This is a genomic window from Bacillus sp. PK6-026 (genome assembly GCF_054161455.1).
Map to the genome: position 1 here is coordinate 3,787,012 of NZ_CP096418.1, position 21,733 is coordinate 3,808,744.

16 protein-coding genes and 2 pseudogenes are annotated in these 21,733 nt (G+C 39.3%); 5 read left to right on the plus strand and 13 right to left on the minus strand.

The features are described from left to right. Positions 1 to 544: 544 nt before the first annotated feature. The 5 genes and pseudogenes from M1D59_RS19355 to M1D59_RS19375 all read right to left on the minus strand — a co-directional run bounded on the left by M1D59_RS19355 (position 545) and on the right by M1D59_RS19375 (position 5,975). Positions 545 to 3,247, minus strand: coding sequence for a bifunctional glycosyltransferase/CDP-glycerol:glycerophosphate glycerophosphotransferase (locus M1D59_RS19355; protein WP_458117610.1), 2,703 nt, complete (start codon positions 3,245 to 3,247; stop codon positions 545 to 547). A 96-nt stretch (positions 3,248 to 3,343) separates the two neighbouring features. Then, a complete protein-coding gene (locus tag M1D59_RS19360) occupies positions 3,344 to 4,684 on the minus strand; it encodes a glycosyltransferase family 2 protein (RefSeq protein ID WP_458117611.1) in 1,341 nt (446 codons plus the stop codon). A gap of 523 nt (positions 4,685 to 5,207) precedes the next feature. Next, entirely contained in the window at positions 5,208 to 5,390 is a 183-nt protein-coding gene (locus M1D59_RS19365) for a CDP-glycerol glycerophosphotransferase family protein (protein ID WP_458117612.1), read from the minus strand. Between the two features lie 25 nt (positions 5,391 to 5,415). Beyond that, positions 5,416 to 5,595 (minus strand): CDP-glycerol glycerophosphotransferase family protein, encoded by a 180-nt coding sequence (locus M1D59_RS19370; RefSeq protein WP_245117679.1) that lies wholly within the window; start codon positions 5,593 to 5,595, stop codon positions 5,416 to 5,418. A gap of 181 nt (positions 5,596 to 5,776) precedes the next feature. Beyond that, positions 5,777 to 5,975 (minus strand): annotated as a pseudogene (locus tag M1D59_RS19375) (hypothetical protein). Between the two features lie 522 nt (positions 5,976 to 6,497). Between M1D59_RS19375 and M1D59_RS19380 the strand changes: the two are divergent. Further along, a pseudogene (locus M1D59_RS19380) lies at positions 6,498 to 6,895 on the plus strand (sugar phosphate nucleotidyltransferase); the annotation flags it as partial. Between the two features lie 71 nt (positions 6,896 to 6,966). Here the strand turns inward: M1D59_RS19380 and tagH are convergent. Beyond that, positions 6,967 to 8,550: a teichoic acids export ABC transporter ATP-binding subunit TagH gene (gene tagH / locus M1D59_RS19385; protein ID WP_458117613.1), complete on the minus strand. Its 1,584-nt coding sequence runs from the start codon at positions 8,548 to 8,550 to the stop codon at positions 6,967 to 6,969. Positions 8,551 to 8,569: 19 nt separating this feature from the next. Beyond that, entirely contained in the window at positions 8,570 to 9,397 is an 828-nt protein-coding gene (locus tag M1D59_RS19390) for an ABC transporter permease (protein WP_026580192.1), read from the minus strand. Between the two features lie 456 nt (positions 9,398 to 9,853). Here M1D59_RS19390 and M1D59_RS19395 point away from each other — a divergent pair, with 456 nt between their 5' ends. Further along, positions 9,854 to 9,958: a CDP-glycerol glycerophosphotransferase family protein gene (locus M1D59_RS19395; protein WP_458118058.1), complete on the plus strand. Its 105-nt coding sequence runs from the start codon at positions 9,854 to 9,856 to the stop codon at positions 9,956 to 9,958. After that, positions 9,918 to 10,163, plus strand: a complete 246-nt coding sequence (locus M1D59_RS19400) for a hypothetical protein (protein WP_458110659.1) — start codon at positions 9,918 to 9,920, stop codon at positions 10,161 to 10,163. Before M1D59_RS19395 ends, M1D59_RS19400 begins: the two co-directional genes overlap by 41 nt. Positions 10,164 to 10,193: 30 nt before the next feature. Here the strand turns inward: M1D59_RS19400 and M1D59_RS19405 are convergent, their stop codons facing one another. Together M1D59_RS19405 and tagD are read right to left on the minus strand one after the other, a co-directional pair. Beyond that, positions 10,194 to 12,308: a CDP-glycerol glycerophosphotransferase family protein gene (locus tag M1D59_RS19405; RefSeq protein ID WP_458117614.1), complete on the minus strand. Its 2,115-nt coding sequence runs from the start codon at positions 12,306 to 12,308 to the stop codon at positions 10,194 to 10,196. A 142-nt stretch (positions 12,309 to 12,450) separates the two neighbouring features. Further along, positions 12,451 to 12,840, minus strand: coding sequence for a glycerol-3-phosphate cytidylyltransferase (gene tagD, locus M1D59_RS19410; RefSeq protein ID WP_026580195.1), 390 nt, complete (start codon positions 12,838 to 12,840; stop codon positions 12,451 to 12,453). Positions 12,841 to 13,203: 363 nt separating this feature from the next. Here tagD and M1D59_RS19415 point away from each other — a divergent pair, with 363 nt between their 5' ends. Both M1D59_RS19415 and M1D59_RS19420 read left to right on the plus strand, forming a co-directional pair. Further along, a complete protein-coding gene (locus tag M1D59_RS19415; protein WP_458118059.1) occupies positions 13,204 to 13,983 on the plus strand; it encodes a WecB/TagA/CpsF family glycosyltransferase in 780 nt (259 codons plus the stop codon). Between the two features lie 19 nt (positions 13,984 to 14,002). Further along, positions 14,003 to 15,166 (plus strand): CDP-glycerol--glycerophosphate glycerophosphotransferase, encoded by a 1,164-nt coding sequence (locus M1D59_RS19420; protein WP_026580197.1) that lies wholly within the window; start codon positions 14,003 to 14,005, stop codon positions 15,164 to 15,166. 19 nt (positions 15,167 to 15,185) lie between these two features. On the opposite strand, the gene M1D59_RS19425 is transcribed toward M1D59_RS19420, so the two are convergent. From M1D59_RS19425 to M1D59_RS19440, 4 genes are all read right to left on the minus strand, one after another. After that, entirely contained in the window at positions 15,186 to 17,825 is a 2,640-nt protein-coding gene (locus tag M1D59_RS19425; RefSeq protein WP_458117615.1) for an N-acetylglucosaminidase, read from the minus strand. 128 nt (positions 17,826 to 17,953) lie between these two features. After that, a complete protein-coding gene (gene manA / locus M1D59_RS19430) occupies positions 17,954 to 18,904 on the minus strand; it encodes a mannose-6-phosphate isomerase, class I (RefSeq protein ID WP_039073051.1) in 951 nt (316 codons plus the stop codon). Between the two features lie 375 nt (positions 18,905 to 19,279). After that, positions 19,280 to 19,726 (minus strand): anaerobic ribonucleoside-triphosphate reductase activating protein, encoded by a 447-nt coding sequence (nrdG, locus tag M1D59_RS19435; RefSeq protein ID WP_075212721.1) that lies wholly within the window; start codon positions 19,724 to 19,726, stop codon positions 19,280 to 19,282. After that, positions 19,723 to 21,591 (minus strand): anaerobic ribonucleoside triphosphate reductase, encoded by a 1,869-nt coding sequence (locus M1D59_RS19440; protein WP_103749400.1) that lies wholly within the window; start codon positions 21,589 to 21,591, stop codon positions 19,723 to 19,725. The genes nrdG and M1D59_RS19440 overlap by 4 nt, the downstream gene beginning before the upstream one ends. Positions 21,592 to 21,733 lie beyond the last annotated feature (142 nt).

Genomic DNA, 21,733 nt, shown 5'->3' on the forward strand with positions numbered 1-21,733 from the left:
TTTTGCGGAAAAGCGCCAAACGAAGTGAATGAAAACATAAATACAATCATACAAATTAAATAGGAAATATATTGTATCCAAGGGTAAACACCGCTTGCTAAAAAAGCGACATAAACACTCATCATTACAAAATTAACTAAATAAATTTGAAGTAGCCGCGACAGAAGGCATTGAACTGGTTGGGCAACTACATTGATCAACTTAAACACACTGTTTGATCCATCAAGAATAGTCGGTCTAATAAAAAGCCACGGAATCAAACCAGCCATCATCCAAACAATAAAAGGCACTTCTCCGATACCTATTATGACTTACTTACTGTCGCAGATTCCCATACCAAATACAAACAAACAGTACGCCAGTATTTTAAAAACCGCCATAATATCCCAAAGATAACTTTTTGGATCTTTCGGTAAAAGAAATTTGAAAGCACCGGTGAATATTGTAAGAGATGTTGAGTCTTTTTCCCTTTTAAAAAAGTAAGGAGAAGTTCCGCAGAACTTCTCCCATAATTTTAAAGTGTCATTAAAGATCAAATTTAAGCTCATTTAGCAATTTTGCTATTGTCTAATTGCAAAATTGCATTATAAATCCGATCCCTATTATTTTTATCAGTATATGCAAAGAAGTTATCCACTCTTGTTCTATACTTATCTTCCATACGACCATTATTTTTCATATAATAGATAACTTTATCAATTAAGCTGTTATGATCTTCTATTACATCGCCAAATCCCATTTTCTTATAATCATAGTAATCAAGTTTAAAATGGTATGACTTTTCGTATTGATAATAGATCACAGGCTTTTTCTCGTATGCAAAATCAAATGCAACAGATGAAAAATCAGTAATCATTATATTAGAAGAATTAAATAACATTTGATAGCTGCTATTATAATCTGCAAACTTTACATACTCATGTTTTTCAAAATCTACGATCTGTTGTTGAATGTCCGGATGCGGGAAAAAGGTTATCTTATAATTATTATCCTTAGCAAATTGAATTAGCCGTTCATCATTAATCAAAGCATTATACCTAGCAAAGTATTCACTTTCTTTAAATTTCGGATTGTACGGTCTTACTCCTTTTGCCTGATCTTTAGGTAATACAATATCTTTTCTCCATGTAGGCATGATTAGAAGCTGCTTTTCCCCTTTACTCTTCTTAAGATTATCATATCTTGGAAATCCACCCAACAAGATATTTTCTTTATTATAATTGTAATTCCCTTTCACAATAGACTGATATTCAGGTTTCGCTGAAGTTACTAATAATTTGATATTCTTGCTGTATTTGTTTAACCATTTAGAATGATCTGCCATTGTTATTCCATGTTGTAAAAAGACAAACTCAAAATTAAATAAATCTCTAAAATAAATCTCCATATTGAAAAATGGATTTACAACCCAATTATCCGCATGTGTAGATATTACCTTGGAGGAGGATAAGGTTAAAATTTTATGTCTAAAAGATCTGTATGGTATAACCTTTCCGTATTTTTTAATTCTGACATAATCCTTGCTATCTTTTTTTATTATAAAGTATTTTTTTACCCCATCATTCTTGTTGGTTGCGTATTTAAAGAGGTGCTCGGCATTATCATCAGCTTTGTCTTGTCTGTCTATGAATAACCATACTGGTTTTCTATTAAAAATCGTGAAAACATGGTATGCCATTCTTGCCACCAATGCCTTCTTAATAGCTGATTTTCGTTTCTTTGATTTCCCCCCTGATTTATGAAGAGATTTTAAGAAACGAAACTCTTTTATAAATCTATTTTTAATATTGTTTTTTTCATACATTAATTTTTTGTAATTATAATAAAAAATATAATCTTTTTTAGCTGTATAAGAATTATATAGATTGCTTGACAAACCTGAATACTTGAAAAAGCGAAGTTTTGTTATCTTCATTTTTTCACCCTTAGCTATATAAAATTCAATATGTTGATTGTCTGCTAGATAGCTTTTGGGAATATCTATAGAAAAACCAGGATATTTTTTTATTACTTCTCCTAAACTTATATAGTCATTATGCGGTCTTTTTATATGCTTTGCTTTTATTTTTGTTTCGCCAATTTTAGCATAAAAATTAAAACCTTCGGAATCAAACAAAGAGCTCCAAAAACCTTCTACGTGAATAAAATTCTCATTTTCTTCTAAAATCTCAATAGTTAGAGTTTGATCCGATAATTTCGAAACAATTTTATCTTCTCTGTATAAATAATAATCATATTCGGTTTCACTTTTATATACATACCTACTATAATTTTCACCGTGTTTTAATTTTAAAGCATGATATAAATAGAAATGGCTGATACTTTTTGTTTTAATGATGACATCGTCGTCGATATACGATAATACTTCTCGAATCAATGTTAAAAATTCGCGGTATTCATTTTCGTCTAAAGGTGTTTCACTAATGTCTTTAACCAATAATTTCCATTTCAAATCATGCATAATCATATATTGAAGAAACAAAGGTATTTTCTGTTCATGGTTTTTTGTGATATCGATTAAATTCTTAGAGAAAGTGATAAGTGAATGGTTAAACCAATTCTTATTTGCTTTAGCAGTCTGCATGGCAGATGATCCATCTTCTCTAACTCTATAATGGTATTTTGCCTCTTTAACTAGACCATACTTTTTCTTTTGCGATATGATTAAATTAACTAGTTTGGCATCTTCTCCTATTTTACAATTTTCATCAAACCTGATATTTTTCAAGGCATCTTTTTTTATAAATGTAGAACAGCAATGAGTTAATATATAATGCGGTTCTTTTTCTACATCCAATATTCTTGTAGAAGAAAACTTATTATTTAGATTGTGTTCTCCTGTTCTTCCTTCTGCAAAAAAAATAGGAATTGCTACAATATCAATTTCATTCTTATGCTGGTCAAAGAAGTTTAAAACATTTTCGAAGGTTCCTTCTGAAACAAAATCATCCGGATCCAAAAATTGAATGTATCTACCTTCAGCATATCTTAAGCCATAATTTCGAGCACTGCTCACTCCGCCATTCTGTTTTTGTACATATACAATGTTATTGGGATATTTTTGTGCATATTCTTTACAGATGATTTCACTTTTATCGGGGCTATCATCATTCACAAGTATTAACTGAATATTCTCAAAACCTATAGTCTGGTTAATGATACTTTCTATAGCATCAGTTAGATATAACTCAACATTATAAATCGGCATTATAACACTGAAATCATAGTTAAAACTCTTTTCATTCATAAAAGATCACTCCTAAACAAAATGTTTATATGAATAAGAATCCAGTAAAAAAAGAAAAACCAAAGGGAGTGCCACTCTTAAAAAACAGGTTTAAATCTACCTTTTTTTAAAAACCTTTGTAAGCAAACTTTTAAAAATGTTTACATGGTTAAGTTCTAAAACATCATTTGGTGTTTTAAGGACAAAGTCAAATGCAAAAGCCCAAATCGGTATTTCAACAACAAAGCCAGCATATCTAAAATCTCTTAATTTATATCCCCATACTTCAATCGTTTTTTTCAGTTCTTCTCGTTTGCATTTTTTTAATCTATTAAAATATCTTATATAAATTTCATCGTTTTCTTGCATCTCATAATACTGGTTAATAAAGTGCCCTGTTAATTCAAGCTTAAATCCTTTTATTTTTGTCGAGGTAATAGTACATGAACTTTGTAGTACTCTTTCTTTTTTTATGTTTTCAAGAGCTTCTGTATTTGCTTCTAATAAGTGATACATAAATTCTTTATAATACATGGGCATATTTTGTTCTTTTATAATTTGTGGTTTAATATATCTTAAAATTTTAATAAAATCATCAACAAATTTTTTTTGTTCTTGTTGATCTAAAACAGACTTATAAATATCTCTATAGTTCTGATATAAAAACAGTTTCATATGATATACAATTAAAAATTGCAAATAAGGCAGAACTATATCATATTGTTTAATTGAATCCCTCAACAAAGTCATATAACATGTATTCAACAAATATGTGTACCTTTTTTTGTTAAACCATGAACGATCAACTAATGAGTTCTTTTCCTTTCGTTTTCTATAATAATACTTTCCTTCTGCAACTGCTCCGTATCTTTTTTCTTTCAGCAATAACTGGTTAAAAAAGATAGCGTCTTCCCAAAACTTTATAGTTTCATCAAACAGGGCGGTACTATTTAGTATATGTTTTCTATAAAAAGTGCCGCCAATATAAAAATGAATAGCCTTATAATCGTTGAGGATATTTATAACTCTTGTTCCTTTTTCAAATCTATTATTTAATTTATGTCCGCCTTCTTTTTTACCTGTGTAATAAACAGGTAATACCGCAATGTTTACATCTTCGGAATCACAAAAAAAATTATAAACACTTTGCAGCGCATTTTGAGAGAATGTATCGTCAGAATCAAGAAAACCAATGAATTTGGATTTTTCACTTACATTTGATAACCCACAATTTCTTGCAGCAGAAGGTCCGGAATTTTCAATTCTCAAGATTTTAATATTATTAGGATATAGATCTTTAAAGAATTCACAAATTTGAGGACTGCTGTCAACGCTGCCATCATCTATTAATATCAGTTCTATATTCTCCTTAAATCCAATTGACTGGTTAATGACACTCTCTATTGAGTCCCTTAAATAATTCTCAGAATTATATATTGGCATTATGATAGAAAACATGTAGCACCTCTTTATTTAGAAGTTAAAGGATTGTTTCAATTACTCTTTTAGAAGCCTTGACATCTTCTAAATTATAAAAAGCTCATAGTTAGATCTATATAGATTATGTGTAACAACTTTTTTACTGTTTTTATAAGTTCTGCCTTGTTTGAACTAAGTTTTCTGATGTTTTCTGTTGAAAATTAAAGTAGAAAATATTTAAGGGAATCCGATAAGCCGAAAGATCAAATGCAAAAAACACAATGGGTTTTTTAATTAATATATCAGATCATGTATTCTAAGAAGAATAACCACAGAGTCTCCAAGATTCCCTCTTCATTTCCCCTAAATCATTGGAGTTTAAATTTATACTGGCCAGCTTTCTTAAATTCATTATCCCTCCAAGTTGGTGCACATATAAAATTTTTTTATTTTCTCTAATCTGACGAAAATTGAATGTCATTTATTGTATAACCAGCTTTAGAAATTTCCCTTTTGAATATTGAAGAGCACAGCACGTTTGAAAATTTCAATCGAGTATGCATTAGAGAAATTCAATAATCCCATTGCTGGCTTGCTGCAGAACATTCTGTTTATACTTTTCAGTTGTGGTTCCGGGTATGTGCACTTCATCCATATCATTAGCTAGTTTTTTTAGCGGAGTGCCGTGCCACGTTTGCAAATACTTGTGTAATCCATAAGAGGCAGTCAGCTGTTTGTAATTCAATACTTAGCTGTAGGCAAGTACCAAATCATTTAAGAGAAAAACTTTTCAAATATGCATCAACGCCGTCTAATGCCGACAGATATCGTTTATCAATGCTCCATATCAGTTTGTGACCATATTGGTCTTTATTTTCATACATATATTCGTAAATTGCTCGAGGGTTGCAGTGAAACTGTTTTCCAGAATAGCTTTCAAATAAAATCAATTTATTGTTTCTCGGAAGAAGAGCAAAAATCTTAATCAGAACTGAATAAGCCCTAACTTATAAACTTCTGCATTTGGTTATCATAAAAAAATTCCATCATGAACTCCTTAAAGAGTGAAGATTAATATTTGCGCAAACAAGAAAAAAAGAAGCAACTGAATTTACTTCAAGCCTCTTTTAGTTAGAGCTTCATTAAACTAGCCATGTCTTTTTTGACTTGGGTAGTTGAAATGCCTTCTGTTCTCGGAAGGTAAATGATCTCACAATATTCCTTTGTAGATCTTACGATAAAGTAATCACCCCGATTTTTTGCTCTCTCCGGCAGCTTCATATATCCGTAGTGAAATAAATCAATGTTCCATACGTATCACTTTCTTCATTAGATAACATCACCTTCTAACCGTTTTCAACTAACAGATTGTTTATCATTTCGACATATTTTTTACGCATCATTAATAATAAACAATAATAGCATAAGTTCCTATAAAAGTTAAGGCTCTTTCAAAATGTCAATCCTCAGTATTTTTTGGTATCACCGTTGTATTGATATATATATTTTTTTTCAGGTCTAATATCTTAGCTATACCTATTATAACAAGTTTTCTATTTCGGAAAATTCGATTCTTTTATTGCGTTTTTAAGTGTAACGATTTTCTTTCTGCTGTGTTATTTATTTTGTACGCCTTCCTCATATTAATTCATCGTCAAAACGTGAAGGAATTGTGATATTAAAGTTAAAAATGTGTTCCTGAAAATTTTGTGGTAAGATAAAGTAAAATCTTTTCAGGTTACTAAGAGGCTCTAATCCAACTATACGATGACACATGTTTTTTATAGTAGAATTAATACGATACAAGCGAAACTCATTAATCAAATTAGAAAAAGGGCAAACTGAAAAATGAAAAAAGCTTGCTAGCCTGGATAATATTAACTATATCCGCCAAAAAGAGCCTAAGGGACTCGGGCACGCTGTATGGTTCGCGCGCAACTTTATCGGCGATGAGCCGTTTGCGGTTGTTTAGAGACGATATTGTTCAGACAGAAACACCAGAATTGCGCCAATTATGAAAGAACCTTTCTTCTATTATCGGTGTTCAGCAAGTGCCAGAAGAAGAAACACGCCACTACGCCAATACTGACACGCTGACAAGCGAACGCCGCCGTGATCAGGTAAAAAACTTCGTTGAGAAGCCGCCTAAAGGCAAAGCGTTATGATGTTGGTGAAAAGCTTGGCTTTATCACCACAACTCTTGAGTTTGCGATGCAGGATAAAGAGCTTCACGAGCACCTCCTTCCATAAATGGAAGGTCTACTAAACAAAGAAGAAATCTAAACAAAAAGGCTATTGGACATTCATCCAATAGCCTTTTCTTATTTCGATATCAAGGTCAGCGTATGCTCTTCGTTATCAACTGCAAAGACCCGATCAGCTGTATTCACAAGAAAACGATTCTTGCTGCTGTCATACAGTACATCACTGTCTCTTAAAGACAATGACGTCGGAGTAATGGGAGAAATGTTATAAAAGACAAGCTCTGATGCTTTATCATTCTCCAGCACATAGCTGATTTTTTTATTATCATAATCCAGCGTCCTTCTGCCGTCAGCCATATTACCTTCAGTATAGCCTTTCAATTTCGATTGAATGCTGGTTCTGCTGTCTCCCAGGAAGTCCAGGAAGTATTCATAGGTAGAAGTTCCCGTTTGCGGAACATAAGGCGTAAAGGCCGCAGCATGCAATTCAGCATGTTTCATATTTATTGCAATAGCGCTCTGTTTTACAAAATAAGAATGCTTGTTAAACTTTATTTTTGCTGTTTTTTTGCCTTTTGAAGCTACCATCACCTCGGTACCGAATGGAAGAGTAATGTCAGTCTTCTGTTTTAAAGCTTGATCCTTATAAACAGACACTTTTTCATCTACAATAAACCCCTGCTTATTGACTGCAGTTAAGCGTTCCTCTGTCTTGTCCTTTGCATCGCCATCATGGTTCTTCACTTCGTTTTGCGGAATAGCGCCAAACGAAACAATGGTACGAAGCGGGGTGTTAGAGAACATTGTTCCTGCGGTAAAAACCGTCAGGATAGACAAAATAGCAATTTGAATGGCATTAGCCAGTGATTTCGGCTTTTTTTTCTTTTTGCGAGAATGGGCAAACGCTTCAGGATCTTCTTTCTTCCGTTCTTCGGTTTGCTCTTTTTTATATGTTTCTTTTTCTTTTTTCGACAGCTTATTAAACCAATCAATAAACGCTTTGTACTCTTTGACAATCGTTTTTGTTTCACCAAACATGCGAAGCTCGCCGTAGTGCATCCAAGCGACGCGATCACACATCTTTTCAATCTGGCCGATGGAGTGACTGACAAAGAAAATGGTTTTTCCTTGCTTTTTAAACTCATTCATTCTGTCTAAACACTTCTGATAAAACGTTTGGTCCCCTACGGAGAGCGCTTCGTCAATAATTAAAATATCAGGATCCATATGCACTGAAATCGCGAAACCGAGACGTGATTTCATACCGCTGGAATAGTTTTTAACCGGCTGATTAATAAAATCGCCAATCTCGGCAAATTCCACGATGCTGTCATACATATCATCAATTTCTTTATTGGTTAACCCCATCATCAAACATTTGAGCCGGACATTGTCCCGGCCCGTCAATTGATTATTTAAACCAGCCGCAATCGCAATCAGCGACGGCTGGCCGTTCATTTCAATTTCACCGCTGGTCGGCGGAATAATTTTAGCCAGCAGGTTAGACATGGTCGATTTTCCTGACCCGTTTATCCCTACAAAACCGATTGTCTCTCCCTCATACACGTCAAAGGAGACATTCCGCACAGCAAAAAAACCATTATCCTTAGCCGGAAAAAACAATCCTTTAATCTTGTCCGATTGTTTTTGATACAAATGATACTGCTTTGAAACATTTCGAAACGAAACTTTTAGTTTCATCGTACAATCTCCTTACGTATTAAAGAAAGTCAACAAACTTGTCTCTGAATTTCATATGCAGGATAGAACCTACAGTCAAGATTAATAATGTCAAAGCCCAGAAATACAGCGTGTAAGTTACATCTTCGAAAAACCAATCTCCGCCGAAAAAACTGTTTCTGAATCCATCGATAATATAAAAAAGCGGATTCAGCTTAATCACGCTCAACATTGTCGGATGCTTGTCCCCCAGCTGCGTAGAAATATCCCAAAAAATCGGCAGCAGGAAAAACATCAGCCTTGTCGCCGATTGCAGCAGGAACTGATAATCTCTGACCAGTACACTGATTGTTGAATTAAACAAACTGAAAGCGAACATAAAAACAATCATGCAAAACAAATAGTAAATATATTCAAGCCAGTGAAGATTTGGATAAATCCCAAACCCAAGCAGCCCAATGACATAAACCACTATCATCACAAAGTAGCTGAACAGGTTAGCCGCAATCGCCACTGAAGGAAGAGAGCTGATTGGAAAATTCATTTTGGCCACCATGTTGATTCGCTTATATACACTGTTTGAACCGTCAAGAATCGTCGGACTGATAAAAAACCAAGGGATCAAACCGGCAAGCATCCAGATGATGAAAGGCACTTCACCGACGCCCGTAACCACCTCACTGCTCTTTCTGATTCCGATCCCAAATACAAACCAATAAGCCAGCATCTGAATGAGCGGATTCAAAAACTGCCATAACACGCCCAAATAGTTCATTTGATATTTTGATTTTGTTTCATATGCCGCCAACCTGATGATTAAAGGCAGCGATAAAAACTGTTCTTTTAACACTCTTAGTAATGCTTTCATGATTTATCTTCCTTAGCCTAATATAATAGCTGTTACCTCGTGCACCGATTAATTGTAACAAATTTTATTCGTTATTGCTATTCAAACAAATATCTAAGAGAATGCGTGCCTGTTATAATAGGAAAAAAACGACACAAATGGTTATTCCCAAAACAAGCAAGCACGAGGATTTCGCCCCAATATTGTCATTCGTTTTATTAAATAAGGGCTATATTAGAACACAGTGAAAAACGCTTGGTTTGGACATTAAGAATCGCGGAATGTCTACTCACAAGAACATTCAGCGAAACTTGCTTCACAGTGATTCTCTTATTAGTCCTAATCAATTCACTTACGGGAAGCAGCTTACATCGCACGACATCTATGAAATTATGCCGGAAAAGTCGCAAATAACGGATATTCGCGAACTGATCTCGAATTGAAAAAATCGGTTAATAAGTAAGAAAAACACTCAATATTCCTTTAGATAAAAAAGTCATTCTTTATGCTCCTACATGGAGAGGGACAGAGCCTGGTCCTAATGAAAGCTATGATAGTCGGCAAACCTATTATTGCTACTAATGTTACCGGTGTTCGTTCGGTTCTCGGGGGAGGCCTCGGAGTGCTTGTTGAAAATATCGAAGAAGCACTTACTGAAGCTATGAAGAAATATATCACCGAAGGTATTGAATATCGCACTTTGATTATGAATCATATAACAATCATGCACCGCAGCTCTTTTATAAAAATGTGTGTCAGTCCTAGCTCCACACAAAAAACAGCTTGAGTATAAACTCAGGCTGTTTTTTCATGAAGATTAAAATATAGATTTGACGACCCGCTCAGAAGCTTTGCCATCTTCAAACGAACAAAATTTTTCATAAAATGACTCGTAATTCTTGTGTAATTGAGGGTTCCTAAGTACCCTTTCGATCTCTTCCATAAGCTCGGATTCATTGTAGACCAATGTCCCAGGTGCTTCTCTTTCAAGATCAAAATAAAATCCTCTTAAAGTGTCCCTATAACTTTCGATATCATAAGTATAGAAAATGATAGGTCTTCTTAAATTTGCATAGTCAAAAAATACAGACGAGTAATCCGTAATTAAAATATCACTGATGACATACAGCTCTCTAATGTCGGGATACATTGAGGCATCGTATATAAAACCTTCATACTGTTCAAAATCAAAGCTTTCAGCTACTAGATAGTGCATTCTCAACAGAATAACAGAATCTTTCCCAAACTTTTCTTGCATCTTGTCTAGATCCATTTGAAGTTGGAATTTGTATTTTCCCTTAGCATAAAATTCATTATCCCGCCATGTCGGTGCATATAAGATGACCTTTTTATTCTCGGGAATATTCATTTTTCTCTTTATGGCCTTCATCGTTTCTGGGCGGTTGTCTGTATACAGAAAGTCATTCCTCGGGTAGCCGGACTCAATCATTGTTTTGTTAAATTGAAAAGCGCGGGCAAAGATTTCGGTTGAATAACGATTCGGGGATATTAAATAGTCCCACTTCGATGCTTCTTTAGTGAAATTTTGCTTGTACTTCTCAGTGTTGGTACCCGGCATGTGCACTTCTTCCATATCGACGGCAAGCCTTTTCAGCGGAGTCCCGTGCCATGTCTGCACATATGTCGTGTGCTTTGGTTTAGGAATCCATAAAGGAAGCCGGCTGTTTACAACCCAATACTCCGCTCTTGCCATGGCAAACAGCCACTTCAGGGTGAATCGGTGAATATAAGGAACGTTTTTTTCTTCGAAAATCTCTGTATAACTCGGGTTTACACTCCATATTAAGTTGTATTCCGGATGATGTTCCTTCATATATTCGTAAATGGCTCTCGGATTGCAGCTGTACTGCTTGCCGGCAAAGCTTTCAAAAATGACGGTTTTCTTTTTAACAGGCAGTTTGCCGGCCAGTCCAAAAGTAAAATAGTAGGCTCTCGTCACAATGCCCGAAATCTTTTTCTTTACTTTATTCTTGTCTCTGCGAATGACTGACATCAGCCTTTTGCTTTTTCCTTTAGCAAAATAAACTGCACGGGTTTTGATCGTATAGTCGTTCATTCTTAGGCGCATGCCCCTTTTTCGTTTCTGCGGATAGATGTGAAAACGGGCAGGTCCTTTTTTTGTGTCAATAATTGAAAAACAGTCTATATCATCTCTAAGCCTGAATGCCCTGCTTTTTATAACGATTTCCTCCCCTGTTGCAGCATCTTCACCTACGTATTCTATAAAAAATTGAAAGAAAGCAGGCATCCTGTTCTCTTCATAAAGCTTTTTCAAATCAATTTCCGCCTCGAATCCAACGGCATGACCTGAATCACCGCGCTGAACGTCTTTTAAAGGAAAATCAAAAACCCTTTCCTCATCTTTTTGACTAATTTCCTTTAAAACCAGCCTTCTGCTTTTTATCATCGAACGTTCTTCCGCATCTAGCAGAAAAGTATAGCCTTGGATCATGAGTTTTCCTTCGGAGCTTAACTTAATGCCTTCCGCCTCCGCCACTGCTTTTCTTCGTAGAACATCAAGAGCGAAATGGCCTTTACGGGTCGTATATGGCAAATAAATGAACTGATTGGCTCGATCCCGATGCCAAGACAGCTCTATTGGTTTTGAGGCTGTGTAAATCCTCTTTTTACATTGATTTTTTTCATTATTTTCATATATCACATAAAAATCAATGAGCGTTTCGTCTATCATCAGATTAGATAGATCATCTAAAGATATCTCCACTGCTTTTAACTGCTTTGAATCGTTTATTTTGTTACAAGTTACACGCATCTCTTTTTTCGAATTGCGGTTAACTGCCAAAACACCGACATGTTCAAGAGAGGCAGAACTTTCGAACGCAAAATAGAGGCAAGCATCGTTAATTTTTATTTCCCGCAGCTGAAATTCTATCGGAATTGCACTATCCATAAGATCAGTCTACTCCTCTTTTTTTATTCAAAAGCAAAGCTGTTCATACTTATTATATTAAAATGACTCGTATACGAAACAAAAAGCACTTCTTATCTTTTTTAAGAAGTACTTTTTGAATTTTTATAAAGCTAAGCCTACATTAAAGGTTCGCGATTTCCTCTTTAATCTTCGTCGTGGAAATCCCTTCAGTTCTCGGAAGGTAAACAACTTCGCAGTAATCCTTCAGGAAATCAAATTTTCCTTCCCAGTCATCCCCCATGACAAAAACATCGATGTCATGGTCGATCACATCTTGTACCTTTTGATCCCAGTTTTTTTCCGGGATGACTTCGTCTACGTAGCGGATCGTTTCAAGAATGAACTTGCGGTGCTCATAGCTATGATATGCTTTTTTCTGCTTTTGAAGATTGAATTCGTCAGTCGAAATCGCGACGACGAGATAATCCCCCAATTGTTTTGCCCGTTCCAATAACTTGATATGTCCCCAATGCAATAAATCAAACGTTCCATATGTGATGACTTTCTTCATTGTCATGCGCTCTCCTTTCTAATCTTAAGGCGAAAAGCTATATTGACATGTAGAAAACAATCGATAAGTTACATTCATTTCACAGGTCTTTACTGATCATTCATTATAGCACATCGCCTATCAAACGTTAAGTATTGTTTACGGTAAATGGCATTCCAAATTTTCCCCTAAGAAATCGATCCCTTTCTAAATAAGACGTAAAAAATCTTAATCTATTGTAAAGATATTGTTAAGCTTTTATGAATGATCTATGCTAAAATATACGTTAGACCTCCTGAATTTTTGGGCTGGTCTCTTAAACTTCGACTTTCATACATTCGTATATACTTACACTTCTTAACCGGAAGGAGGAAAAAAACTATGCTGCAAACGGAAACGGTTCATTATCTTGCATATGTTAACGGGGATTTGCCCGGATTTTTGAATCATCTTGAAGAATCCTTTATCGACCGCAATGAGGGGGCATTTATCGCAACGGTAAACCCTGAGATCGGGTACGCGGCTGCAAAAGACAAGGATTATTATCAAACAGTTTCATCTGCTGACTTTATCCTGCCGGACGGAATCGGCATCGTCCTAACGTCAAGGCTGATCAACAGCAGATTAAAATCGAGGATCGCGGGGTACGATGTATTTATTAACCTCTTGAGCCTGGCTGACCGCAAAAAGAAAAGAGTCTTTTTATACGGGGCCAAACAAGAGGTTATTCAAGCGGTTGCCGATCGGCTTTCAACCGAGTATCCCGGAATTGAGCTGGCCGGGTACTCACACGGCTATGTCAAAGACAAAGGCAAAGTTGCCAAGCAAATCGCGGCAGCCAAGCCCGACATGGTTTTTGTGGCTCTCGGATATCCGCATCAGGAAAAGTTTATTTATGAACATAAGCATTTATTTCCTCAAGCGATTGCGATCGGCATCGGCGGGAGCTTCGACGTGTTCAGCGGAAAAGTGAAAAGAGCACCGAAAATGTTCATCAAGCTAAATCTTGAATGGATGTACCGTCTGCTGACCAATCCGACGAGGTGGAAGCGGATGCTGAACATCCCGAAATATGTCCTTTCCGTTTTGAAAGAGGAAAGAGTTCAAAAACAGCGGCACTACTATCCGGAGCAGATCAAAGAGCAATCCAAAATCGATTTGTAGAAAAGAGTCTGGGTAACGAATGAATATACGTTCTTTATTGGTTATGATTTACTCGGCCGGTCTCGCTTTGACCGGCTTTATTTTCAAAAGGATAAAAGCACGCGACAGAGCTTTGTTGCTCGTTTCCTTTCCGGATAATGCCCGCGCGCTGCTGGATGAGTATGTCAGCAGCAGCAGGCCGTTTGAAATGGAAGTCCTTTATACAAGGCACGCCGTTTCCCTTGCAGATGAATATCCTTCCGTTCGATCGCAAGTGATCAACGAGAAAAATCCGATTCATCTCATAAAGGCCGTATACCGGATGTTTAAGTGTAAATTCGTGTTAACGGATAATTATTTTCTGCTGACAAGCGTATTGAATAAACGCCCTCAGACGACGTGCATTCAAATTTGGCATGCGTCCGGCGCTTTGAAAAAGTTCGGACTCGAAGATATCGGAAACCGGTATCGATCCGCCGCCGATATCAAGCGGTTTAAAAAGGTGTATCGTTCTTTTGATTACATCGCCGTCGGCTCGGAGAAAATGGCGGATATTTTCAAGCGGTCATTCGGCGTGAAAGATGACCGTTTTTTGCGGACGGGTGTTCCGTTAACTGATGAATATTTTCATGCCGGAAGACAAACAGCGGACCGTCCGGACCAAAAGATTATTCTGTATGCGCCGACATACCGGGACTATTGTTTGACGTCCGTTCGCCTCCCTTTCTCTAAGGAGCAGCTCTCCGGGGAACTGAAGGGAGAATTTCTGCTTTTGGTCAAACTGCATCCGGCCGTGCGGGAACAGGTTACTTTTGAAGAACATGAAGGGCTGATCAAAGATGTATCAGACGTTCCGCTAAAGGATCTGCTGATGGAATGCGACATTCTGATTTCCGATTATTCGTCAGTCGCCTTTGAGTACGCTTTGTTAAATAAACCGATTTTGTTTTTCACGTATGATATGGCAGAATATAATGAAAAGCGCGGACTGATCGATGATTTTGAAGCAGTGATTCCCGGCAAAGCCTGCATGGACAGCGACATGCTGCTGAAAGAAATCAAAGAAATGTCCATCACAAAGGAAGAGATCAAGAGGTTTGCACAAGAATGGCATCAATATTCAACAGGCGATGCCAGCATGCGCCTGTTGAACTTTTTAAGCGAGCATATGACGGCAAATGAAAAAAGACCGGCCGGTTCCTAATGGAACATGGCCGGTCTTTTTATGATGATGACCGATAAACCGGCACATCATAGTACAGCGTATATTGATCGAGCAATGTATAAAGACTGTACATTCTCCCCACCTGCTTATAAGCCCAGCCGACATCTGTCGCATATTGGTGAAGAGCGTTCGGAGACCATCTCATTTTATAGAGGGTATCCTGTTTGTAAGTCGGGTGGTGAATGTATTTTTCACCGATGAATTTGGCTCCGCCCATAATGGCTGCCTCAGGTGTGAACCACCCTTGTTCATAGGCGTATTTTGCACCGTAGTAAAGCGGATTGCTGTCGTAAGCCCCGACGCCGTACATATTGTAAACCTTTTTGCCGTTGAACATCGTTCCTTTTGCCAACTCGGAAGTTCCGTTGCCCGTCTCAAGGAGCGAGTGCGAAATGAGGTACAGTTCATTGATGCTGTATGCTCTTGCCGCGTCGATGAACGCTTGGCCTTTGCCTGTCAAAATCCCTTTATTATAAAGGATTTTCGCATTGACTTCGGCGGCATTCAAGCCAGCCGTTTGCGAGAGTTTTAAAAATTGGAAGTATGCCGAGCTGTCTTGTGTAAAGTTTTGCGGGTTGACATATTTTTCGACTTCTTCTCTGCTGGCATTACGCCAATTCATTCTGATTTTTGCCCAGCCGTTTTCCTGGGAGATGATATTGACTTTATCCCCTTTTTGCAGCTGTCCAATGATGTTCCCGCTTGTCACAAGGGGGCTTGACCTGATATTCAGCAGATCAGCCGTAACGGTTTGGTTCGCCGTATTGATGTAGCTTAATGAAACATAAGCCGGCGCATCCGTTTGCGGGCTGACTTTCATCTGTTTGTCGACCATCTGGCTGAGCGTGATTCCGTAGTCAGTCGTTGTGATTTGCGGGCCGTTTTTCACTTTGATGACATTCACCGGCCAGCCGTAATTCGTTTTAATCCGATTGGCGGCAGCATCCGCACGGTCTTTCCCTGTAAATAGTTCATTGATTGAGATATGAAACAGGCTGACCGTCTTTGTTTGGTAAGTTGCGCTGACTTTGTTCTTTTTAAAGACATTCAGTCCCTTGTCGAGATCTGCTTTGCTTGTGACCTGACCTGCCGTCACCCGGTACTGCCTGTAGCCGTACTCACCCGTTTGTTCAATCTTGCCCGGTATACTCCGCTTGCTGAAAAATTCAAGCGCATGCTGTAATTTCTCCGAGCCGATCAGAGCTTCCGAACTCAGTTTGTACCGGCTGTAATACTGGCCGGTCTTGACGGCCTCTGCGTGAATGCCTGTTTCTTTAAAGAAATTGAGCGCCTTCGTCACTTTGTCCTGTTCGTATACGGACTCCGTTGTCAGCTGATAATGGCTGTACACTTTTTTTCCCGTCGGTCCGGACGTTCCCGCCGCACCGTTTTTCTTGAAGAATTCCAGCCCTTTATTGATTCGCGCTTGGACGGCTGTTTCGCCGGACGCGATCCGGAAGCGATTGACGGTCGTACCGCCGGCGTTTTGGGCGGAAGCCTGAATGTTTTTGTTTTTAAAAAACCGGATGCCGTCGTTTGCTTTCTTTTGATCTGAAACCGGGACGGAAACGATTCTGAAAGATGTCTGCTTTCTCCCTGCCTTTGCAGCAGTATAACGCCACGTTTTCTTTTTAAAAAAGGCGTCGACTTTTTTAAGGTTTTGGCTGTCTACGCTTTTCATGCTGACGATCCAGAAACGCGTGCCTTTTACCTTTTCCGTGCTTGAGGTGAGACCGGTATTCTTTTTAATTTGGCCGGCGGCATTTTTCGCGGTCTTTTCGTCATTAAAATATCCCGATTTCACATTGTAAAGCTGCGCCGGCTGACCGGCGGCTTCATATGCCCCTTTGACCTTGAGCTCTTTTTCAAACTGCTTCAGCAGATTTTTTGCGTTTGTTTCGCCTTGTATCGCACCTGTCACAATTTTATATCTGGGCTGTTGTTTCTTTACTGTTTCTATCGTTCCTTTAAGAGCGGTTTCTTTTTCAAATTGGACAAGCAGGCTTTTCGCTTTGCTCTCATCTGCGATTTCTCCTGAATAAAGCTTGACGATCGCTTGTCCCGCTCCGTATGGTGCGTACGACGCTTTGAGGCCGGTCGCTTTTTGAAAACGATCGAGGATGGCTTTCGTGTTGTCTTCGCCTTCGATTCCTCCGGTGGCAACCTTCACGTATGCTTCCCTGTTCCCTGCAAGTGTATATGTTGCTTTCAGCCCCGTTTCTTTTTCAAATTGGAGCGCCCATTCCTTGGCTTTTGCTTCACCGGCAAATTCCTTTGATACCGCTTTGGAAAACGGTTCTTTCTGTCCAATCGGACCATAGGACGCCTTCAAACCGGTTTCTTTTTCAAACTGCAAAAGCAGATTTTTTGCTCTGCTCTCCCCTTCTATCCCCCCTGTTGTCAAAACGTAAGTTGTGCCGTTTTTCCCTGAAGGTTTGACCTCGGCTTTCCATCCCGTTTCCTTTTTCAGTTGTTCGGCTACTTTGAGCGCCTCGCTTTCGCTATTAAACTCTTTTGTTGTTTCGATTTTGTAGACGGAAGTATCGGTATATGCTGCTAAAGCAGGGATTGCCGGGACGGCCGTATGTATGAGCAAAATGATTGCAGCAAAAATAACGGTTTTTCTAATGTTTTTCACATTCTCTACTCCCCTCGACTATAAGCCTCCTAATTTCAAAAACTTGCTTTCTCTTTTTATCGGCGAGCCGGACTATTTTTTCACAATAAAAAAGCTTAACGGCCTTCTTTTGAAGACCGTTAAGCTTTTTATATGTGAGACACGATTAATTCGCATGTTCCTTCTATCGTAAAGTCATTCGTTTCCGCCGGCAGGATAAAATTTGCTCCTTTGCTGATCGGAAATAATTCTCCGCCCTGAGTGAGCTTTCCTTCTCCTTCAATCACACTGCATAACAGGAAAGGGGCATCCTGGGTCAGCTCAACGGCACCGTCGATCTCCCATTTGTATACGGAGAAGTATTCGGCTTCTACAAAAGTCTTAATGGTAATCCCTTTTTGAGTTTCTGTCGATTCGTCAACATAGCTGTCAACGTGCGGTACTGTTGTGACATTGATCGCCTGTGTCAGGTGAAGCTCGCGCTTTTCTCCATTTTGATCGGCCCGGTCATAATCGTATACCCTGTACGTCGTATCAGAGCTCTGCTGTGTCTCCAAAACGACCGTCCCTTCGCAAAGAGCATGAATCGTGCCGCTTGGCACATAATAAAAATCGCCCGGCTTGATTTTGATCCGCCTTAACAAGTTGTCCCAATCACCGCTGTTGATCATGGTGACCAGCTCTGTCCGCGTTCTCGCCGTATGGCCGTAAACGATCTCGGCACCTTCTTTGCAATCGATGATATACCAGCATTCCGTCTTACCGAGTTCCCCGTTTTCGTGTTCGCCCGCATAGTAGTCATCGGGGTGGACTTGAACGGAAAGGTCTTGATTGGCATCAAGTATTTTCGTTAACAGCGGGAAACGGTCTCCCTCTGCACCGCCGAACAATTCGCGGTGCTCGTCCCAAAGCTCGGCAAGCGTTTTTCCTTTGTAAGGACCCGAAGCAACGATGTTCGGCCCGTTTGGATGGGCGGAAATGGCCCAGCATTCACCTGTCAAATCAGAGGGAATGTCATAGCCGAATGTCTCGCGCAAAGCCGCTCCCCCCCAGATCCTCTCTTTAAACTCAGGCTGCAGAAATATCGGTGATTGAGTCATGAAGCCATCTCCTCCCTTAATTCACGATTATCTTATGTAAATAAAACGCTTTCTTTTATTGATAGACATGTATGATAAAATATAAACCTTTTCATATTTATTATGACGTTATCTCGATAGAAGTCAATGCCGGAAAGGAAAAACAGAAGCCCCAGAGGCTTCTGTTTTAGATTGTTGACAAAATCCCAAAACGGCTTTTTGTTTTGGGATTTTGTCATCCTTTCAGCGTGATTGAAAACCCTTGCAGTCTAGGAAGGCCGAGCATCGGAGCGGAGCGAATGTTGGAATTCGTGAGCACCGACGCGCAGGCCTGACAACGAATGCGAGGGTTTGTCGACACGCTGAAACAGAAGCCCCGGAGGCTTCTGTTTCAGATTATGCCAGCTCGATAATGCGCTGATTTGAGCTTCCTCTGTAAAGGAGCGTCAAGTCCCTTTTTTTGATTTCGAACGGGCCGTCTACCAGGACATCACAATAGGCCAGCAAAGCGCTGTGCTTTTCATTTTTCAAGATTTGTTCGTACGTATAGCCGCTGTAAAGCCAGATGTCTTTTTCGGATTGCTGCTTAATTCTCTCAGACAGTTCGATCAGTTCGCTCGCATGCAAAAGCGGCTCTCCTCCTGAATAGGTGACGTTTGTAAGCGGGTTTTTCATAATTTCCTCAAATACTTCGTCTACACTCATATCAAATCCGTTATTGATATTCCAGCTTTGTTTATTATGGCAGCCTTCACACATATGCGGGCAGCCCGCTAAAAACACGACTGTTCTCAGTCCTTCTCCGTCTACGATGCTGTCATGGATAATATTCATCACTTTCATAGGTGCTTCACTCTGTCCTTTTCTTCTTGTCTTTTCGCCGAATTCCACTTTGACATATCTCCGACTAAATATCCCGTAATCCGTCTGATCCGTTCAATCAAAGCCTCATCTCGATTTTTGCACTGCGGGCACTCGTTATCGATGATTCCGGTAAATCCGCACGCCTTGCAGTGGTCGACAGGATGGTTGATCGAGGCGTAGCCCATGCCTGACCGGCGCATGGCGGTTACAATCATGTCCATCGCTTTAATGTTTTTTTTCGGGTCTCCGTCCAGCTCAATGTAGCTGATATGCCCGCCATTGCACATCAAATGGAACGGCGCTTCTTTTCTGATCTTTTCAACCGCAGTCAGCTTATAGTGAACAGGGATGTGAAACGAGTTCGTATAGTAGATCCGGTCTGTGACATTGTGGATCGAACCGAACTCCAATTTATCTTTTTTGACAAATTTCCCTGAAAGTCCTTCTGCCGGTGTGGCGATCAAAGAAAAGTTCAGCTTGTGTTTTTCTGTGGCTTCATCGGCCTTATCTCTCATCGACTGAACGATTTTTTTGCCGAGTTCAAACGACTCTTCGCTTTCTCCGTGATGTTTTCCTGTCAATGCAGTCAAAGCTTCAGCCAGTCCGATAAATCCGATGCTCAATGTTCCGTGCTTTAGCACATCCTCGAGCGTGTCCTCAGGATCAAGCTTCTCGCTTTCATGCCAGATGCCTTGCGAATACAGGAACTTAAAGTCTTTTGCTCTTTTTTTGCATTGAAAGGCGTACCGTTCAAGCAGCTGTTGAATCGTTAATTCCATGTAGCGGTTCAGCAAAGCAAAAAACTGTTCAACATTTTCGCTGAGCAGCGCTATTTTGACAATGTTGATCGAGGTGAATGACAAATTCCCTCTGCCGATGCTGTTTTCTTTCCCATGAATATTGGACATGACGCGCGTTCTGCATCCCATATAAGCGATTTCGCTTTCCGGTGTTCCGTCATAAAAAGGTTTATTCACGGGCGAATCGATAAAGCTGAAGTTCGGAAACAGCCTTTCAGCGCTCGTTTCCAATGCAAGCCGGTACAAGTCATAGTTAGGGTCTGTTTGATCGACGTTGACGCCTTCTTTCATTTTGAAGATCTGAATCGGAAAAATCGGCGTCTCCCCCTTGCCGAGACCTGCTTTTGTCGCCTTCAGAATATTTTTGATCAAAAGGCGGCCTTCCCTTGACGTATCCGTGCCGTAATTAATTGAAACAAACGGAACCTGTCCGCCGCCCCGCGAATGCATGCTGTTGGCATTATGTATAAAGGCTTCGCACGCTTGGTAAGTTGTGTTGTCCGTTTCTTCCCACGCTCTTTCCCTTATCTCTTCTTCTGTCAAAGTTGTCGGGTATTGTTTGATTTTCACCAGATGCTTTTCGTACGTTTTTCGGACGTAAGGCGCCAGGTCGTAATCGAACATCGGAAATGACTGGCCGCCGTGCTGCATATTTTGATTCGATTGAAAAATGATGGATGCGAGTGACAATGCGCTCATAATGTCCTTCGGTTCCCTGAGAGAGCCGTGGCCTGTATGGAATCCGCCTTTTAACAGCCGGCCCAAAGGGATCTGGCAGCAAGTCGTTGTCCCGCTCGGCATATAGTCTAAATCGTGCGGATATATCAAGTTGTCATCGACTGCTTTCTTGATTTCCGGCGACATTAAGTACTGGAGCGCATAATGTCTGGAACTCTCGGATGCAAACCGGCTCATTTGCCCCATCGGAGAGCGGCCGTCTACGTTGGCATTTTCCTGCATAATATCGTGATCTCCATACCCGACGATATCATGAAATGTTTCTGTCAATTGCAATAATCCCTGTTCTTTAAAGCCTGTTGTCATCCTAATCTCTCCTAAAAAGTAGCATATATAGTGTCCGAACTTCCACAGGACACTATATATTGATATTAGCACAAATGATACCCGTTAAATTTAGCAATTTGGTGACGTTATTTCAAAACGGTCATAAAAAAACGCCCCGGAC

What these genes read in the sequence shown, in the direction of transcription:
- nrdG (WP_075212721.1), bottom strand. Translation starts at nt 19,726, where the DNA reads ATGAAAGTGATGAATATTATCCATGACAGCATCGTAGACGGAGAAGGA.
- M1D59_RS19355 (WP_458117610.1), bottom strand. Translation starts at nt 3,247, where the DNA reads ATGAATGAAAAGAGTTTTAACTATGATTTCAGTGTTATAATGCCGATT.
- M1D59_RS19440 (WP_103749400.1), bottom strand. Translation starts at nt 21,591, where the DNA reads ATGACAACAGGCTTTAAAGAACAGGGATTATTGCAATTGACAGAAACA.
- M1D59_RS19390 (WP_026580192.1), bottom strand. Translation starts at nt 9,397, where the DNA reads ATGAAAGCATTACTAAGAGTGTTAAAAGAACAGTTTTTATCGCTGCCT.
- M1D59_RS19405 (WP_458117614.1), bottom strand. Translation starts at nt 12,308, where the DNA reads ATGGATAGTGCAATTCCGATAGAATTTCAGCTGCGGGAAATAAAAATT.
- tagH (WP_458117613.1), bottom strand. Translation starts at nt 8,550, where the DNA reads ATGAAACTAAAAGTTTCGTTTCGAAATGTTTCAAAGCAGTATCATTTG.
- M1D59_RS19400 (WP_458110659.1), top strand. Translation starts at nt 9,918, where the DNA reads ATGAAAGCTATGATAGTCGGCAAACCTATTATTGCTACTAATGTTACC.
- M1D59_RS19420 (WP_026580197.1), top strand. Translation starts at nt 14,003, where the DNA reads ATGAATATACGTTCTTTATTGGTTATGATTTACTCGGCCGGTCTCGCT.
- manA (WP_039073051.1), bottom strand. Translation starts at nt 18,904, where the DNA reads ATGACTCAATCACCGATATTTCTGCAGCCTGAGTTTAAAGAGAGGATC.
- M1D59_RS19360 (WP_458117611.1), bottom strand. Translation starts at nt 4,684, where the DNA reads ATGTTTTCTATCATAATGCCAATATATAATTCTGAGAATTATTTAAGG.
- tagD (WP_026580195.1), bottom strand. Translation starts at nt 12,840, where the DNA reads ATGAAGAAAGTCATCACATATGGAACGTTTGATTTATTGCATTGGGGA.